This is a genomic window from Paenibacillus herberti (assembly GCF_002233675.1).
Taxonomy (GTDB): Bacteria; Bacillota; Bacilli; order Paenibacillales; family Paenibacillaceae; genus Paenibacillus_O; species Paenibacillus_O herberti.
Genome location: NZ_NMUQ01000001.1, coordinates 1,129,212 through 1,147,028, shown reverse-complemented (window position 1 = coordinate 1,147,028; position 17,817 = coordinate 1,129,212). Strand labels below are relative to the sequence as shown.

Sequence of the window (17,817 nt, the reverse complement as noted above, 5' to 3'; positions counted from 1 at the left end):
AAAAATTCCTGCTTGAAATTCGGCTTTAACACAATCTATGTCTTTTTCGGCTATAAAAGAGGGAAATTTTAGGTTATATGTCGATATCGCCTTAAACTATTGAAGTTTGTGTGATTTTTCGGCATTCTTTTTGGCCTCGGCGCGCTCCTGTTGTAACGCTTCCTTCAAGTCATCCTGCGTGCTTTGTTCCCAAAGATGAACACCGGTCCGGTAGGCAGCTCTTGCATTCAGATGCCCCGCTACGGGGCCAGTCAGGAACACGAACACAATACCGAGCACCAGCTTGAAACTGACGAGATCTTCCACTAACCAGTAGTACAGGAAAGCTCCTGATAAGATGAACAATACACCCAGTGTGGCACTCTTGGTCGCAGCATGCGAGCGCAAGTAAACATCGGGCAGACGGATCAGCCCTAAGGCGCTGAACAGGCTGAGTAGAGCTCCGAACAGCACAAACAAAGCCGCCAGAATTCCATACGCACTATTCATCCTCCATCACCAACCCACGTTCAATATAACGGGCGAAAGCCGTCGTTCCGATAAAGCTGACCACGCCAATGACAAGAATAATATCTAAATAAGCGGTTGTCCGCATCAGCATGCCAAGAATCGCGATTATCGACAACATCAGGATGCCGATCGTATCAAGGGCGGCTATCCGGTCGGATACGGATGGTCCTTTGAGCAGACGGTACATACAGCCTGTAATAGAAAGCACGAGCAGTACGAGCGATGTTTGCAGCAGCGCCTCCGCCATCAGCGAGTCACCTCCATGATTGCCTTCTCGAATGAATTGCGGATTTGCAGCTTGAGCTGTTCGGCATCGCCGATATCCATCGCATGAATATAAAGAGTTCGGTTATCATCCGACACATCCAGTGTAAGCGTGCCAGGGGTCAGACATATCAGACATGACAGTAGCGTTAATTCTCCGTCCGATTTTAGCTCTGTCTGGAGGGCTACGATGCCTGGGCGGATCGTCAGCTTTGGCTTCAAAATCTGAAAGATGACCGTGAAGCTGGACAAAAAAAGCTCTCGAATAAAGATGCCAAGCAAATTCAGCACAGCTACTACTTTGCGCAGGTAGAAGTCCCTTTTGAGAAAACGGTTGAGCAAGCCTATGAAGACCATGCCGAGCAGAAAGCCGACGATAAAGCGCGGAAAAGAGGGATCATCATAAAGAAACATCCACAGAAACGCGATGAGCAGATTGATCAGAAACTGGGAGGCCACTTTGGCATCTACTCCTTTAGTACAGCTTCGATATAAACAGACGGATCAACGAGCGTGCGCGCCGCTTCAGCGGCGGCTTGTGCCATCCACTCCGAGCCGACACCCATCAACACAACGATCAGGCATAACACGCCAGCTACAACAAGATGTCCGCGTGACGTGTTTCGGGGCTGGGTGGCTGAGCCATGCGAGGCTTTTGCGGCAGTTGCAAATGCAACTGCATTTGCAGCTACATCTGGTTTTGTTTGTGCATCTGCATCTGTTCGTGCATCTGTCTTTGCAGCGGCATTTGAAACCCTATCTGCTTCCGCCACTACAGCTGTTGCCGGCCCAGCCGGCTGTTCGCCCCAGAACGCTTTAATAAACAGGCGAACCAGCGTGTACAGCACAATAAGACTGGAAAATAGAGAAATCGCGGTCAGCACGTAGGACTGCGCCTGCAGCCCTCCTTGCAGCAACAAAAGCTTACCGCCGAAACCGCTTAGCGGAGGAATTCCAGCAGCCGCAAGCGCAGCGACCAGGAACATCCAGCCGAGCCATGGCGCTCGGGAAATCAGTCCTCCCATGGCGCTCAGCTGATCAGCACCGGCTTCACGGATCATCATACCCCCTAGCAAAAACAGCAGCGCTTTGGCAGCCATATCGTGAAGGAGATAAAAGACCACTCCCTGCAGCGAGGCTTCATTGGCGACCGCCAAGCCGAAAGCAACAAAACCGACGCTGATTACGATGTTGAAATTAAGGATGCGCATGACATCTTTGCTCGCAAGAGCGCCCACAGCTCCCAAAATCATCGTCGCACCAGCCATCCATGCGATCCAGACATGTGTCACACCGGGATCACCCGGGAACAACAGCGTGAACGTTCGAACAAGTGCATAAATGCCAACCTTGGTCAGCAGAGCTGCGAATAAAGCTGACACTGCAGGCGGCGGAGCCTGGTAGGCGCTAGGCAACCAGAAGAAAAGGAACAGGCCTGCTTTTAGAGAGAATACGATAAGGAACAAAACGGCGATGACATTCAAAATGCCCCCCTGCCCTGCTTCGGCTATGCGCACTGAAAGATGCGCCATGTTGAGCGTACCTGTGACACCGTACAAATAAGCAACTGCCGCTACAAACAGTGTGGACGACAAAATATTAATGAGCATATAGCTCAAGGTCGCTCGCAGCTGCCCCTTAGTGCCGCCGAGCACAAGCAGCGCATAAGAGGAAATGAGCAGAACCTCAAAACAAACGAATAGATTGAACAAATCCCCGGTCAGGAAAGAACCATTTACTCCAGCCATCAGAAATTGAAAGAAAGGATAAAAGTAAAATTTTTCCCGCTCAGATCCTACTGTGCCGAACGAAAAGGCGAGGCAAAAGCCTGCCGTAATCGTTGCCGCTGTAACGAGCAGTGCCGCGAAAAAGTCCGCTGTGAAAACGATGCCGTAAGGAGCCGCCCAGCCGCCCATCGCTAACAGCTGTATGCCGCTTGATCCGGTTTGGACGAGCAAGAGCACACAAGCGATTGCTGTTGCGCTTTGCCCGGCAGCGCTAATGATTCGCTGCAGTTGTATCCGCTCTTTGAAAAACAGCAGCAGCACAGCCGTGCAGAGGGGTAGCAGAAGGGGCAGTACCACAAGATTATTCATCCGCTTCTCTCCTCATCTGCTCTGTGTCGTCGGTGCCAAGCTTTTGATAGGACTTGTAGGCCAGTACAAAATACAGGGAAGTAACGCCAAAGCTGATGACGATCGAAGTAAGAATGAGCGCCTGCGGTAACGGATCGACATAGCTGTCGGCCTTTTCTCCGAGCAGCGGCGGCGCCCCCGCCTTGAGGCCGGACATCGTCAGCAACAACAAATGAACGCTGTGCGTGAGCAGCGATAATCCGAGAATGACGCGCAGCAAGCTGCGCGCAAGAATCATATAAACGCCTACGGCAAACAAGATGCCGATGGTGAGCGCGAGCAGAAGCTCCATTTACTTGTCCCTCCCGATGGCCAGAATAATCGTCATTGTAATGCCGACAACGGTCAGATAAACGCCCAGATCGAACAGGACGGCGGTTGCGAGTTCATTTTTGCCGAAAATAGGCAGATACACATAACCGAATGCATGGCTGAGGAACGGCATGTTGAAAGCAAACGAGCCGATGCCGGTAAGCAACGCTACGGCGATGCCACAGGCCGTGACGATGCGGAAATTGAGCGGCAGTGCCGATCGAACCGTTTTTGCACCGAAGGCAATGCTTAACAGCACGAGTGCTGATGATGTCATTAAGGCACCGATGAAGCCGCCCCCCGGCTCATGATGTCCAGCAAATAGGATATAAAAGGAGAAAGTCAGGATTAGAAACAGAATAACCTTGGATAGTGTTTGCAAAATAACGTCATTGCTGCGTGCATCCTCGTAGATCAGTCTGAACTCGCGCTCTCGCAGCCCGTTCCTTTCAACAACTTTCTCTTCCGGCCATTTCAAACCAATGACGCCATAGATGGCGTAGGAAGCAATGCCGAGCACGACGATTTCGAGCATCGTATCAAAGCCGCGGAAGTCCACGAGAATGACATTAACGACGTTTTTGCCTCCGGCCAGCTCATAGCTGTTTTTCAAGTAATAGTCTGAAATGGAAGGGAAAGCCCGACCGCTGAACGCCCCGAGCGCAACTACCGTCATCACAATTCCGGAAGCTGCAGCGATCAATCCGTTGATCAGTTTTGTGCGCAGGGCAATCTTTTCGCGCTTGAGCGCCGGCAAATGATAAAAGCAGAGCAGGAACAACGTGACCGACACTGTTTCCACGATCATCTGGGTCAGTGCCAGGTCTGGCGCCCGGAAGAGGACGAAAAACAGCACGACCAAGTAGCCGATGGTTCCGGTCAAAATAATCGCCATCATGCGGGATTGGGCAAATGGCACGGCCAACGCTGCCGCAATAAGTGCCGCAACCGCAATGCCTTCATAGACGGTGACTGGCGCCATCCCGCTGAAGCTGATACGGAACCCGCCTGTCATGAAGGTCGTGACAGCAACAGCAACTATGAGAAACAGAAATACATAACTGGCGTAATGCCTCATCGAGCCGGTCAGATACAGGGAGGTTAGCCGTTCCGAAGCGCGATCGGCATTCCGAAGCCCGCCCTTGAATACACCATTCCAACTGAACAGTACGCGCAACGGCCGATTCAGCAGTGGAACTCGCGGAGCAATTAGGAATAACGCGCCGCCTACGATGAACACACCCAGCGTCATGAGCAGCTCTGGCGTCCAGCCATGCCATAAAGAGAGTTCAGTGAATGCTTCAGCTGCCCCAGGCTGCAGCGAGTCAAGCGCCGGCTGCAACACATTGGGGCCGATGGAGCCTGGGAACAGGCCAAAGATGAGCGCTGCTGCAGCGAGCAGCATCGGCGAGAGCAGCATGCTGAGCGGCGCTTCATGCGGAGTTTCTTGCAGAGTCTCATACCGTGCATCTTGTGGAGTCTCTTGCACTGGCGCACGCATCGTTGCATGCCGTGCATCATTCGGCTGCTTATGCGGTGCCTCTTGCACTGCCGCATGCGATGCATCCGCCTGCTCCCCCCTTCTGCTGCCGCCGAATGTGCGCCAGACAAAAATAGCGCTGTACACGAAGGTAAACGCACTCGCTGTCCAAGCGATAACAGGAATGAGAAATGCAGCCGTGCCCCAGCTGCCCGAGCGCATGGCATCCAGCGCGGAGCCGAAAAACAGCTCCTTGCTCATAAATCCGCCGAACGGCGGAACGCCAGCCATCGACAATGATGCCGCAAGCGCGACGGTGAAGGTTAACGGCATGAAGCGTAACAAGCCGCCCAGCTGCCGCAAATCGCGCGTTCCTGTTTCATGATCGACGATGCCTGCCGTCATGAACAAAGCGCCTTTGAAGGCAGCGTGATTGACAAGATGGAACAGAGCCGCTGCCGCCGCTGCCGTGCTATACACGGCATATTCATGAGTAGAGCCAGTCGGATAAACCGAACCCAGTCCAAGCAGCGTTAACACGAGACCAAGCTGGCTGATCGTAGAATAGGCAAGCAGCGCCTTGAGGTCGGTTTGTTTGATCGCCCGGAACGCCCCGTATAACAACGTGATAAGTCCGCTTGTAGTGAGCAAAATATACCAGGGCGCTTGCCCGGCAAAAATCGGCATTAGCCTGGCCGCCAAGTATAGACCGGCCTTTACCATAGTCGCGGAGTGAAGGTAGGCGCTGACTGGCGTCGGCGCCTCCATCGCATCGGGAAGCCAGATGTGAAACGGAAATTGCGCCGATTTGGTCAATACGCCCAGCGCGATAAGCAGCATAGCTGGCAAGAGAAGCGGACTCGCCGCGAGCACGGCTGAAGAGTCGATCAGTTCCGACACGCGCAGGCTGCCGCCAGCCAAACCAAGCAGCAGGAAACCGGCCAACATCGCCAACCCGCCAAAGCTGGTAATTAGCAGCGATTTAAGCGCTCCTGCCAGGGAAACCTCCCTTTTATGCCAGAAAGCGATCAGTAAAAAAGAAGTAATGCTTGTCAGCTCCCAAAAGCCGTACAGTACGATGAGATGATCAGACAGCACCACGCCGAGCATCGCTCCCATGAACAGGAGCAGGCAAACGTAAAATCGCGTCACCGCTTCCTTCCGTGGATGAAGGTAAGAGATCGAATACAGGACAACGAGTGCGCCGATGCCGCTAATTAACAGCGCAAAAAGCAGGCCAAGCCCGTCCAGATTGGAGTCCAGATTGATTCCGAGACTCGGTATCCAGGGAACAGACGCCGTTAAGCTGCGACCTTTTGAAACTTCAGGGATGCGAGAAAGGAAGTAAAAGAGCATAAAAGCAGGTGCTGCCATCGCCAGCCAGCCGGGATGCAGCTCCTTGGTTAGCTTGTTTAATAAGGGCAGCATCGCTGCGAGAAGAAACGGCAGTAAAAGGAAAAAGTGAAGCAATGACAAACCTCCTCAACAGTTGAAATGATTCAATATTTCCAGTATCTCCTATCCTGACTTAACTTAATTAAAGCGCTATATGTTCTATACCCATTAAAGGGGTCCTGTAAAGGAGTCGCTGCGGCTTCTCTCTTCTTTGGAAGGGTAATAATCGCAGACAAGTGGGTATATCCGCGCAAATTGGCCGCTAACGTAACTCAGAGAGCCTATTCCTCCTCAAATACAGAGTTCAAATCAGCTGACGAAACCGAGATCAGCCGCCTTGATCTGGGGCTCGGGCTGATCGAGAACCCATGGCGATTTCGTTGAGATCCAAAAAAAGACAAAAGGAGCCCGCTGTTGGCAGGCTCCTCCATGTGAATCGGTATTAAATTAGTTTAATCTTATCGGGGCTGTTCAATGCTGTCAAGCTTTACCGGATGGCTTGGCCGTCCACATTGTATCGATCTGCTCCAGCGAGAGCCCTTTTGTTTCGGGCAAAAGCCGCAGAGTGAACAGGAACGCAACCGCCGTCATGACGCCGAACATCCCGAACACAAATGCCGGTCCTGTCGTTTGCAGCAACGGTGGGAACGACTGCGATACGGCGTAATCAAACATCCAATGGATCATCGTACCGATTGCTACCGCTTTGCCGCGGATCTCGCTCGGGAAAATTTCCGATAAAACTACCCACAGCACGGCGCCAAGTGATACGGCAAAAGCAGCAACGTAAACCAAGATGGCGATCAAAATAATGGGGCCGGATGTCATGTCCGTCTGGAAGGCATACGCAATAATACCTAAAGCCACCGTCATCACAGATGTGCCAACGAGCAGCAATATTTTGCGGCCAACCTTGTCGATTAGCCAAAGCGCGAGAATCGTAAAGGCGAAGTTGACCGCTCCGACCAGAATCGTTTGTACGAGGGAAGCATCTGCTCCAAGGCCGGTTTGCTTAAAAATTTCCGGAGCATAATACATGACTGCATTGATGCCGCTAAGCTGCTGCAGGGCCGAAAGTCCGACACCGACCAGCAGCGCCATACGCAGGCCGGGCTTGAACAGCATTTTATACGACCCGGTCCCCTCGTTTTTAAACGATTCTTTCATGTCCAGCACCTCTTGCCGAGCTGCCTCTTCCCCATGAACTTTTACCAGAATAGGCAGCGCCTCTGCTGCACGATCCCTTTTAGCGAGCCAGCGCGGGCTTTCAGGAACAAAGAACAGCAGAACAAGGAAGACAATCCCAGGAACTGCTCCCGCCCCGAACATCCACCTCCAGGAATCGGATACATCCCAAGCATCGTTGCCGAAGCCGATAATCCAGAGGTTTACAAAATAAGTAAGAAAAATCCCGGTGACAATTGCAAGCTGGTACAGCGCTACAAGACGGCCGCGGTACTTAGCTGGAGCAATCTCTGCATTGTAAAGTGGTGCAAGCGCCGACGTAATGCCGATCGCGATACCGCCAATGATTCTTGACACGATATAAATGTCAAAGTTTCCGGCCAATGCCGTGCCAACCGTACCGATCATGAAGATGAACGCGGCGACAATTAGCGTTTTTTTGCGGCCAAAGCGGTCGCCAAGCATACCTGATACAGATGCGCCGCCGATACAGCCGATAATAAAGCTGGAAACGGCCCAGCCTTGCTGGAAGCCGGTCAGCGTAAACCGTTCGGTCAAAAAGCCGAGAGCACCGGATACAACCGCAGTATCAAAGCCGAACAACAGCCCCCCAAGCGCCGCAATGAGAGAAACGAGCGTGACATAAACCATATTAGGCTTTGAATCAGAGCCATTGGTTCCAACTACAGATGTCATTATTTCAACCCCTTCAGGAAACGTTTTCAGCGCGGTTTAACCGCTTACGCCTGCAGTATAGCATTATGATCGTACCCATAACGGAATATTCATCTGCATCTTTTTGCCCGTGAGCAGCACGATTTTGCGATTGGAAGCCGCTCTCGCCCAAGCGATTGACGGCTAGCATTTTTTTGTGGCGAACAACACAAAAAAGTCCATGCGGTCAGCATGGACGTAGAGTTCCAGTCAATTGGAACGGGTGCGATATTGGGTCGGAGTCATTCCGGTCACTTTTTTGAACACACGGCTAAAATAGTTCGGGTCCTTGTAACCAACGTCGAAGCAAAGTTCCTTAAGACTGACTTCCTTGTGGGAATCCAGTCGTCGTTTCGCTTCGCTAATCCGCAAGCGGGTCAGCATATCGATAAAAGATTCTCCGAACTGCTGTTTCAGAATCTTGCTTAAATAATAGGAATTGAGATGTACATGCTCCGCGACATCCTCCAGAGACAGATCCTCGGTGTATCTTTCCTCGATGCAGGCTTTGGCCCGGTCAAGCACGCTATAAGTTTGCTGCTCCCGCTCTTCGCGACTGCGCTGCAGCGCAGCCTGCACGTAGGAATGCCGCTCTCGCTCTAACGAGTCCGTATCGTTGGCATGAGAGAGACTAACGCGGTTCAGCTCCTTCAATTCATCGAAATGGCAGGCTTTGCCCCACTCCGTCTCACAAGCAGAGGCGAATACAGCCTCGAAATACGAGCGATGCAAACCATCCGCTCCGCTTCGCAGCGAGCCGATTCCGGCACGCAACGTCGCTCCGACCTGGCGCTGCGCACCCGCACAAAGCCCGTCTGCAAAATCCTGACAGGCAGCGCGCCACTTGTCCGTTCCAAGCTCTGGAGGCCCATGCAGGAAAATGGCCGCATGGCCGTCAATGAGTGAGCTGCATGCCGCCTTTAGCCCGCTCGTCGACACATAATGCCGCAGCCAATCGTAGGCACGGCGCAACTCCTGCTCGCCAAAATCGTTAGGCAATGCCGCTACGACCGCGCTTCCCCCTTCTAGCGGAAACCCGATCCAATCGGCCAGACGTTCCGCCTCCTCTACCGAAGTATGTTGCACCATAAGCAGCAGCGCCAACTCCGTTTCTGCAAGTGGCAGCAGCCGTGACACCTGATGGCGCAGCTCCAGCTCAGCGGCGCGTTTGCGCTTTTCCTCCTCAAGCTCGGCTAGCAGACGTTCCACGAGCTCTCCGAGTTCCTGCCTTCTCGCCGGTTTGACAAGGTATTCGTTGACCCCGAGCGAAACCGCCTCCCGGGCATAACCGAAATAATCATATGCGGTTAACAGGACGATTTTGGCCTCGGGCAGCGACGGCTTGATCTCCTTAATTGCTTCAAGCCCTTTGATGCCCGGCATATTGATATCCATAAAAATAAGCTGTGGATGATGTTCCTCGGCCAGCTCGATGGCACTCCTTCCGCTCGCAGCATGATAGTAGCGGAATTGCCCCGGGAAACGATCCCGCAGCAGCCATTCCAGTCCTTCCCGCTCCAGCGGCTCATCATCTGCGATCAGAATCCGGATCATGTTTCTCCTCCTTTGCCGATAAGGGTAACTTCAGTGTTATGACCGTGCCCTTGCCGGGTGAACTAGATAGAGACAGCAGATGGGAGCGCCCGAAAAATAATTCAAGCCGACGAAACACGTTGGCCGCACCGATACCAGAATGAGCTTCACTAGCTGGCGCGGGCTCCATTTTTCTCAGCCTCTCCAACGTCTCCTCACTCATGCCGGCACCATTGTCCCATACGATGATCGTGGCAACATTCTTGTTATAGAGCGCCTTAACGCCGATCTCAGCATCGCCTTCCAAATCAGCAATTCCATGCTGGAACGCATTCTCTACGAGCGGCTGCAGCGTCAGGGCGGGCAGCCTGAGATGGAGCAGAGATGCATCCTCCACCTCAATGGTCAGCTTAACCCGATCGCGGAAACGCGCCTGCTGAATAGCAAAGTAGTCTCTGATTTGCGTCAGTTCATCTTTAAGCGTGACTGGTTCGTCAAGCTTGCGCAAATTATAGCGCAGCAGGCTGGACACCGACACGATCAGATCGCTGGACTTGCCAGCGCCTTCAAGCATAGCCATCCGGGAAACGACATTGAGCGTGTTGAATAGAAAATGGGGATTGATCTGGCTTTGCAGTGACTTCAGCTCAAGCTCCTTGACGAGCCGATCCTTTTCGAGCAGCTGCCTTTCCCGCTCAACATGCTCCCGCACTCCAACCGACATATCCTCAAATACCCGCGTCAGCTGTCCTAACTCGTCGGTTGAGGAAGGCAGAGGGCGCGGCGGATTTAGGTTGCCCGACTGCAGCTCACGCGCCAAACCCGCCAGCCTCGAAACAGGAATCGTAATGCTGCGCGATATCCATAGAGCGATAATAACGCCGAGAATCGTTATAACTACAAGCAAGGCACTACCGAGCGCGCCCATTCTCTCCGTTTGCGCTTCCAGCTGCGGACGACGTTCTTGATAAAATTCCATATTTCCCTCAAGCAATAATTGAACCTCTTCGCGGATATAGCTGGAGACAGCCTCTGCCTGCTCGTAGCCCCTCAAAGCTTCCACCTCGCTGCCTGACTCGGCGCTGATGCGGGCTTCCCCCGAAAAACGCTGGAGTGACAACAGCTGCTCCGCTAGCGGCAATGCCGAAACATTAAGTAGCGACGCTCCGCTTTCTTTCAGCAATGTGGTATGACGGGTCAGCAAGGCTGAGTTCTGTTCCAACTCCTGGCGGGATTTCGGCTTCAGATCAGCCAAATAGCGATATAGCGACGCGAGCTGCGCCTCTGCCAGATCCTCGGCTCTTTGGTAAAGGAGCATCCGCTCCAGCATCTGCTCATACCGGCTGCGGACAAGCAAGTCGCTCTGAACCAGCAATGCGGCAACTCCGCTTACGAGCAGGAGAAGAAGGGGGATGAACACGAGCAACTTTTTGCGGATTGTCACGGACAACCCCTCCCCTCGCGGGCCTCGGCAGAAGTCCGTACACGGACTGGCGTAAAGGCGAGTTCACGTCGATCCTCAGCTTTTCCGTATTGTGCAGCGAGCCGCACTGCTTCGCGCCCCATCTTCTCCGGCTCCTGTACCATCGTTGCTGTTATGCGGCATTGCTCCAGAGCCAGTTCCGTTTCTGCCAGTAAATCAAAGGCATACACCAGAACCTGCTTCCTTGTCTCTTCCTCGGCAGAAATAGCCAGACCTGGGCCGTCCAATGCGCTTAGCCCGGCGAGAACACGGACATTTCCGCCGGAGCGGAGCAGCTCTCTTCCTTGCTGCGCTGCTTTCAGAACCGAGTTGCCCGATTCACGGACTTCCGTGATTCGCAGCCCCGGGTACCGGGCCAAAGCCTGCTTCAGCCCTTCTAGGCGCAGCTGCTGGCTGTAGGAAAAGGCGTTGGCGACCAGCACGCCAACCTCGGCGGTTGCGTCAGGTTTTGAGGGGTTTGATGTGGGTTGATTTATTGCTGGTGGTTCGGCTGATCCGGCTTGCACAGCTGGCCCAGCTGATTTGCCGCTTGTTGCGCCAATGGCCTTGGCGATCAGTTCGCCGAGGGCTCGGCCTGCGGCGAGATTATCTGTTCCGACGTAGGCTAGCCTGCGGCTGCCGGGCTCGTCTGCATCAACAGCGAGCACAGCAATGCCTTGATCTGCGGCTTTTTCAATTAATCGACCTTGCTCAGGACGATTTAATCCTTGCACCAGTATGGCATGCGGCGCGGTGCTGATCGCATAATCGAGCAGCCGAATCTGCTCCTCGGGATTAATCCGCGCTGGAGCCATATAGCGGAGCTGGATTCCTCGCGAATTGGCCTCCCTTTCGGCGCCTTGCAGAATGCTTTCCCAATAAGGGTTGCCCTGCTCCTGGCCGATCAGCACGATGCGCTTCTTGGCCTGCGCCGCATGCACCGTCGACTCCTCTGCAGTAAGCAGCGCCCCAATGTTGCGACCTGTTTTCAGGAATGCGCCCATTAATCCGGCGAAAAGCAGGAGCAAAGCGGCGATTGCCCAGAGCCATCCCCGTGAATTCATGGTTGATCCCCCCTTAATAGCGAATCTATCTAAGAAAATCCCCTTCCTGGGCGCCATCAGGCGTGCCCAGGAAGGGGATGATGTTAAACATCAGTAGAATTCATTAACGGCTATCACGAATGAAACGGACAAGTCGGCCGCGTAACTCCAGCCGCTCCCTGCACAGGGCAACCGCCTGCGGCATCCTTACCCGCGATTGAATCCGGCTCCGCATCCGTTCCAGGCTCCAGCCCCTGCAATTGCTCACGCTCCGCATCCGTTCCGGGGTCCAGCCCCTGCATCCGCACCGACTCCGTGTCCACCACAGGCTCCAGCCCCCGTAGCCGCTCCGGCTTGTCCAGCTGAAGCAGCCGCGGGCGTAGATCAAGCTCACGCATTCCGCTGTCATGCCAGACCGGCGTCAACGACGGCGACATCGGCGGGATGATCCAGGACCAGCGGGCACTAACCTCTCGCCCTTGATCCGCCTCTTGCCGCTGGAAGCGCATAAACTGATCCGCCGCAGTATGATGATCCACGATGCTGACTCCTGCCTGGCGGAACGAATGGAGGACCGCCTGGTTGAGCTCCAGCAGCGCCCGGTCCTTCCACAGCGTCGTGTTACTGCTGCGATCGAGGCCCAGCGCATCCGCGACAGGTCCGATCCTATTGTAGCGCGCCGCGTCCCCGAAGTTGCGGGTTCCAATCTCTGTTTCCATATACCAGCCGTTAAACGGAGCAGCATAAACGATACCGCCGATTTCCAGCGCCATATCCGAAATGACTGGAACCCCATACCAGCGCAGGCCGAGCTCACCGATCGCAGGAAAAACGGGATGCTCGATTTTCACCTCGGGAGCCAGCCGTTCCGGAATCGGGAACCATATCGGCTCCCCGTCGCCGATGCTAATGACGAGAGGCAGCAGATCAAAGTCCCCGCCCTCGCCCCTCCAGCCCAGTTGCAAACAAAGCGCGGTAAAAGCGTCCGAAGCCGGGTCGCCGCGGCGCGGCGTTGTCCCGTCTAAGGATGGATAGCCAGCATAACGCAGCAGCTGATGGTTCCAGATGTGAACCGGCTTGTCGGCAGCCGTACTAGCAAAAACAGTCATAATGGAGCGGATACGCCCGCCGTTCCAAGCCATATCCAGATGACGAAGCAGCGCTTCAGCGGCATCGGCTTCGGTCTGCGCACCTCGAGCATCAACCACATCGAGCGTATGCCAGAAAAGCCTGCCAATGCAGCGGCTGTTGTTGCGCCATGCAGCACGAGCCCCCCAGGCCAGCTCCTCCGCCGAATGGGAATAAATACCATCCGTTTCGATCTGCTCGGTCACGGCGGCGATGCGCCGATCCCTCCATTCTACTGTTTTGCCACATTCTGCGCCGAATTGGCGCAGGAATCCCTCTGCCTCTGCCGCCAAGTCCCGGCCGCTGCTGCTATCCATGCTGCTACTCCCCGCTTTCTGCTAACCTCTCCATAATTCTTCTTTTGCGATAAAGCATGATGGAAGCCTCTGTTACATTTTTCAACATGCCCCGATTCAAGTAAGCTCCGAAAAAAAGTCCTGCTATCGGCACGGACTGAAGCAGCTTCTTCCAGCCCCAGTTATCTCGATAAACGGTGATGACTTCCCGCCAGCCTTGAATACGCGAAACAGCGGCATTTGCCGCATCATCGCCCGTCGCGTCAGCCGAACGGGTCATTTCCTCTAGAATAGCACGTTTTCCGACAATATCCGAGGATGCGAACTGCATTACCTTCACTGTAAAAATCCGCTCCTCCTTCAGCGTCGGATCATAACCGTAGCAGAGCCCGATCTCCTGAATCGACTTGAGCGAAAGACCGAGCACCGCCGGAATATCAATCGCCAGCGTAAACACACCGCCAAAACCAGTCGTCGCGCCTTGAGCTGTCGCGAACAAAGTCCGCTCGCTGGCTAGTTGCGCCGACGCCGCATTCATGACAGCAAGCGGATACGGTCCGCTGCCGTCTCCGCCGGCCGCCTCATCCGCTTCTTTGAGCATTGAGCCTACCTTACGGCCAGCAACGAGGTACTTGCCGCCATTTTGGATATAACCGCCGAGCTCGTCCAGCGCCAAGCCAAGCTTTTCATGAATGATTTTCGGAGTAATCTTATCCAGCATTTTAAAGGGCAGCCGTGACAGCCGATCCCATATCATCAGGTTTTTCTGTTCTTTTTCCCATTTTTCCACCTCAACCAGTGCCAGCCGCAGTTGCTCTTGCGACTCCAGGCGAGTTCCGGTCCCCATCTGATCCGTGATCCCGTCCATCTTTCTCCTCCTTAAGTGAAACGCACGACATCCCAATATGGATGAATGGTGCTCTATACGCCGCAGCAAGGGCTGCGGTTGCGAGCATAGGGTTAATTACCCTGTATTCCCATTATTCATGCCCACATTTAGAGAAATAATAGAGCGTTCATTAAACCAATCAAATCCGATGAAAAAGAGAAATGACCTCATCTCCCATCATTAAACCTGGGAGGAGGTCATTTTGTGTGGTTTCTCAATCAGCCACAGGGGCTGGATGAAAGCGACGCGATAGGAGCTTTCGCAGATAGCTGCTTTAAGCTTCGCCCACCAACGAAGTCGGCTCGCCTCGATGCAGCAACCGCAACCGATGCAGCGCCCTTGTGCAGCCGACATAAAGCAGCTTGGCGTCCATCGGCCCATAGGCCGACTGTCCGGCGTCGGCGATTAACACCGCATCAAACTCCAGACCTTTTGACAAATACACAGGCACGACGGTTAAACCTCCACCATACGCCGGTTGACGAACGTTCACGAGCGCAGCTTGCAGTCCAGCATGGGTTAGCGCTTGATGGATTTCCTCGCATTCCCGCTCTGTACGCCCGATGACAGCAATGGTTTGGAAAACCTCTTCTTCCTGCCAGCTGCGCACAACTTCCGCGAGACGTCCGCCCCAGCCGCTATCCGTGCATGGTTCCATAACTACGGTATCGCCGCTACGGAATACAGGCACAGCTGGCTTAACCGTACCAGACATGCCGGACAACACTCGGTTAGCAAAGTCGATGATTTCCGTCGTAGAGCGATAGCTGCGATCCAGCTCGTAATAACCCGTGCTTCCTTCGGGAAGGCGTCCGCTCAGCTCGTTCCAGTCGCTGATACCGGCGTAAGAGTGAATGCCTTGCTGCAAGTCGCCAAGCACCGTCATCGACGGCTGCTGTTGGCAGAGACGCAACGCTTCTAGCTGGAACGGCGAATAGTCTTGCGCTTCATCGATGACGATATGGTCAAAATAAGACCGACCAAGTCCATGCAGCTTAATATGCAGGTAAACAAGCGGCGCCAGGTCCTCGACCTCCGCCTCACCTTGTTTGAAGCGCGTTGCTGTCGACTTGGCAAGTGATGCCGGCAAAAGCGACGCCCCCTGTTTACCCTCGAGCAGCTTGCGGTACAGCTCAGGAGCCGTGTACGAAGGAATCCGCTTTGTGAAGGAGTTTAGCTTGGCGACCGCTTTTGCGCGGATTTTTTTGTCCGTGACGTTCCTCGCCTTCAGCTCGGACTCCAACCAGCGCTTGATCCGACTGACCATCCGCTCTCGACGGCGCATGATCGATTCTTCACCGTAATCCGTCTCATGCCATTCCTTCATCCGCTCAGGCGACAGCCGCCAGCCCGGTAGAGGCTCAAATGGCTCCGTCGGCAGCAGCGATGCTTCAAGCTCGCTCAGCTTGAGATCCAATGCTTCCTTAAAATCAGCGCTGCCCTTCAGGCGGCCGGATGCATTTGTATATTCGTCGATGTCATGCGGCTGCTCGAACCAATATTCCAGCGTGTCCGCAGGAGGGCGCAGTGTGACTTCTTTTTGCAACAGTTCAATCGCCCAGTCAGCAAACGTCGTCTGTACGATATCACCAACGCCAAGCTCCGGCAACACACCGCTAATATAATCGAGAAACATCCGGTTAGGTGCGAAAATAATCATTCGCTCGGAGCGAATTCGCCCCGCATACTGGTAGAGCAGGAAAGCGAGACGATGCAGAGCTACCGTCGTTTTTCCCGAACCGGCTACCCCTTGAATAAACAGGGCCAGGTTTTTATCGGCACGGATAATTTTATCCTGCTCTTGCTGAATCGTTGAAACGATGTCGCGAAGTTTGTTGTCTTTGCTTTCACCGAGGCGGAACAGGAGGAAATCATCCGTGACAGCGTCCTCTTCCTGCCCGCTCACGAAGCTGTCAACCAGGCGTAGCAGCTCTTGTTTGCGCACCATCAGGTTGCGCTTCAGATGCACCGTACCGCCGATTTCACCGTCAGGCGACTCATAGCTGACCGGCGCTTCCCCACCGCTGAAAGAGTAGAACAAGCTGGAGACCGGCGCTCTCCAGTCGATGACTAACAGATCATTGGAGGCGGACCGGGCTACGCCGGCTTTGCCGATGTAGAGCGGCTTGGGCTCTGCTTTGCCCTCTTCTTGAAAGTCAATCCGTCCAAAATAAGCTTCTTTGCGCGCAAGTTCAAGCCGCTGGCGACGCTCTTCTTGTTGCAGATCGAGCATCTGCTCCGTGAAGTCGTCACCGGTATAGCGGGGGCCGATGCTGCCGAGTTGAGTCCTAATGTCTTTCACAACATCCTCGAGCCGCGCTTCTTCCGCTTGATAGGCACTTTGAGCATTCATTGTCAGTTACCTCCTAAGGGTTCCATTAGAAAAGAGAAAGAAAACTATACCACAACCATTTCGCGATAAGCAACGGATTGTTGAGTAGTGGTGTTGGGCGGGGGAGGGGGGCTGCAGGGGGGCTGCGCCTCGCGTTAGCTCGGCCGGGCTTTTTAGGCGAAGCTGACGCGAGGTGCTGCTTCACACAAGTTCGATGGCCCCGCGCTGCGGTAGGGGCAGGTAAGTGGCTGGCTTCAAGTAGCTATGGCTACTTGGTTGGCGGTGCGGAGATGATTTCAAGTAGCAATTGCTACTTGCTTCGCTTCGCTGAGCCTGCGGCGATGATTTCAAGTAGCAATTGCTACTTGGTTTGCTTCGCGGGGCCTACGGCGATGATTTCAAGTAGCAATTGTTACTTGGTTCGCTTCGCGGAGCCGTCGGCGATGATTTCAAGTAACAATTGTTACTTGCTTCGCTTCGCGGAGCCTGCGGCGATGATTTCAAGTAACAATTGTTACTTGGTTCGCTCATGCGAAGCCTGCGGCGATGATTTCAAGTAGCAATTGTTACTTGGTTTGCTTCGCGGAGCCTGCGGCGATGATTTCAAGTAACAATTGTTACTTGGTTCGCTTCGCGGAGCCTGCGGCGATGATTTCAAGTAGCAATGGCTACTTGGTTCGCTTCGCGGAGCCTACGGAGATGATTTCAAGTAACAATTGTTACTTGCTTCGCTTCGCGGAGCCGTCGGCGATGATTTCAAGTAACAATTGTTACTTGGTTCGCTTCGCGGAGCCTGCGGAGATGATTTCAAGTAGCAATGGCTACTTGGTTTGCTTCGCGGAGCCTGCGGCGATGATTTCAAGTAGCAATTGCTACTTGGTTCGCTTCGCGGAGCCTACGGCGATGATTTCAAGTAGCAATTGCTACTTGGTTTGCTTCGCGGGGCCTGCGGCGATGGGTTCAAGTAGCAATTGTTACTTGCTTCGCTTCGCGGAGCCGTCGGCGATGGTTTCAAGTAACAATTGTTACTTGGTTCGCTTCGCGGAGCCTGCGGCGATGATTTCAAGTAACAATTGTTACTTGGTTTGCTTCGCGGAGCCTGCGGCGATGGTTTCAAGTAACAATTGTTACTTGGTTGG

The 17,817-nt window shown here is 53.9% G+C and carries 14 protein-coding genes; 1 reads left to right on the top strand and 13 read right to left on the bottom strand.

The annotated features are described in order from the left end of the window. Nucleotides 1-96: 96 nt before the first annotated feature. The 13 genes from mnhG to CGZ75_RS05195 form a co-directional block, all read right to left on the bottom strand. Nucleotides 97-489: a monovalent cation/H(+) antiporter subunit G gene (mnhG, locus tag CGZ75_RS05255; protein ID WP_089523199.1), complete on the bottom strand. Its 393-nt coding sequence runs from the start codon at nucleotides 487-489 to the stop codon at nucleotides 97-99. Further along, the gene (locus tag CGZ75_RS05250) at nucleotides 482-757 is read right to left on the bottom strand and encodes a Na(+)/H(+) antiporter subunit F1 (RefSeq protein ID WP_089523198.1); all 276 of its coding nucleotides are present in this window, start codon (nucleotides 755-757) and stop codon (nucleotides 482-484) included. The genes mnhG and CGZ75_RS05250 overlap by 8 nt, the downstream gene beginning before the upstream one ends. Continuing rightward, complete coding sequence (locus CGZ75_RS05245; protein WP_089523197.1) at nucleotides 757-1,233, bottom strand: Na+/H+ antiporter subunit E; 477 nt, start codon at nucleotides 1,231-1,233, stop codon at nucleotides 757-759. The genes CGZ75_RS05250 and CGZ75_RS05245 overlap by 1 nt, the downstream gene beginning before the upstream one ends. Nucleotides 1,234-1,241: 8 nt before the next feature. Further along, nucleotides 1,242-2,870 carry a proton-conducting transporter transmembrane domain-containing protein gene (locus CGZ75_RS05240; protein ID WP_089523196.1) on the bottom strand — a complete coding sequence of 543 codons (1,629 nt, stop codon included), beginning with the start codon at nucleotides 2,868-2,870 and terminating at the stop codon, nucleotides 1,242-1,244. Continuing rightward, on the bottom strand, nucleotides 2,863-3,201 hold the full coding sequence (locus tag CGZ75_RS05235) for a Na(+)/H(+) antiporter subunit C (protein WP_089523195.1): 339 nt from the start codon (nucleotides 3,199-3,201) through the stop codon (nucleotides 2,863-2,865). The genes CGZ75_RS05240 and CGZ75_RS05235 overlap by 8 nt, the downstream gene beginning before the upstream one ends. Continuing rightward, nucleotides 3,202-6,177, bottom strand: a complete 2,976-nt coding sequence (gene mbhE, locus CGZ75_RS05230) for a hydrogen gas-evolving membrane-bound hydrogenase subunit E (protein WP_089523194.1) — start codon at nucleotides 6,175-6,177, stop codon at nucleotides 3,202-3,204. Between the two features lie 399 nt (nucleotides 6,178-6,576). Continuing rightward, entirely contained in the window at nucleotides 6,577-7,977 is a 1,401-nt protein-coding gene (locus CGZ75_RS05225; protein ID WP_089523193.1) for a sugar porter family MFS transporter, read from the bottom strand. Between the two features lie 228 nt (nucleotides 7,978-8,205). Next, complete coding sequence (locus CGZ75_RS05220) at nucleotides 8,206-9,549, bottom strand: AraC family transcriptional regulator (protein WP_089523192.1); 1,344 nt, start codon at nucleotides 9,547-9,549, stop codon at nucleotides 8,206-8,208. Then, nucleotides 9,524-10,972, bottom strand: coding sequence for a sensor histidine kinase (locus tag CGZ75_RS05215; RefSeq protein WP_089523191.1), 1,449 nt, complete (start codon nucleotides 10,970-10,972; stop codon nucleotides 9,524-9,526). The genes CGZ75_RS05220 and CGZ75_RS05215 overlap by 26 nt, the downstream gene beginning before the upstream one ends. Further along, a complete protein-coding gene (locus tag CGZ75_RS05210) occupies nucleotides 10,969-12,054 on the bottom strand; it encodes a substrate-binding domain-containing protein (RefSeq protein WP_176444682.1) in 1,086 nt (361 codons plus the stop codon). Before CGZ75_RS05210 ends, CGZ75_RS05215 begins: the two co-directional genes overlap by 4 nt. Before the next feature lie 113 nt (nucleotides 12,055-12,167). Beyond that, complete coding sequence (locus tag CGZ75_RS05205) at nucleotides 12,168-13,478, bottom strand: nitric oxide synthase oxygenase (RefSeq protein WP_089523189.1); 1,311 nt, start codon at nucleotides 13,476-13,478, stop codon at nucleotides 12,168-12,170. 4 nt (nucleotides 13,479-13,482) lie between these two features. After that, nucleotides 13,483-14,325: an EcsC family protein gene (locus CGZ75_RS05200; protein ID WP_089523188.1), complete on the bottom strand. Its 843-nt coding sequence runs from the start codon at nucleotides 14,323-14,325 to the stop codon at nucleotides 13,483-13,485. Nucleotides 14,326-14,620: 295 nt separating this feature from the next. After that, nucleotides 14,621-16,699: a HelD family protein gene (locus CGZ75_RS05195; RefSeq protein WP_089523187.1), complete on the bottom strand. Its 2,079-nt coding sequence runs from the start codon at nucleotides 16,697-16,699 to the stop codon at nucleotides 14,621-14,623. A gap of 80 nt (nucleotides 16,700-16,779) precedes the next feature. On the opposite strand from CGZ75_RS05195, the gene CGZ75_RS25075 reads away from it, so the two are divergent. After that, nucleotides 16,780-17,238: a hypothetical protein gene (locus CGZ75_RS25075; RefSeq protein WP_176444681.1), complete on the top strand. Its 459-nt coding sequence runs from the start codon at nucleotides 16,780-16,782 to the stop codon at nucleotides 17,236-17,238. The last annotated feature ends 579 nt before the right edge of the window (nucleotides 17,239-17,817 follow it).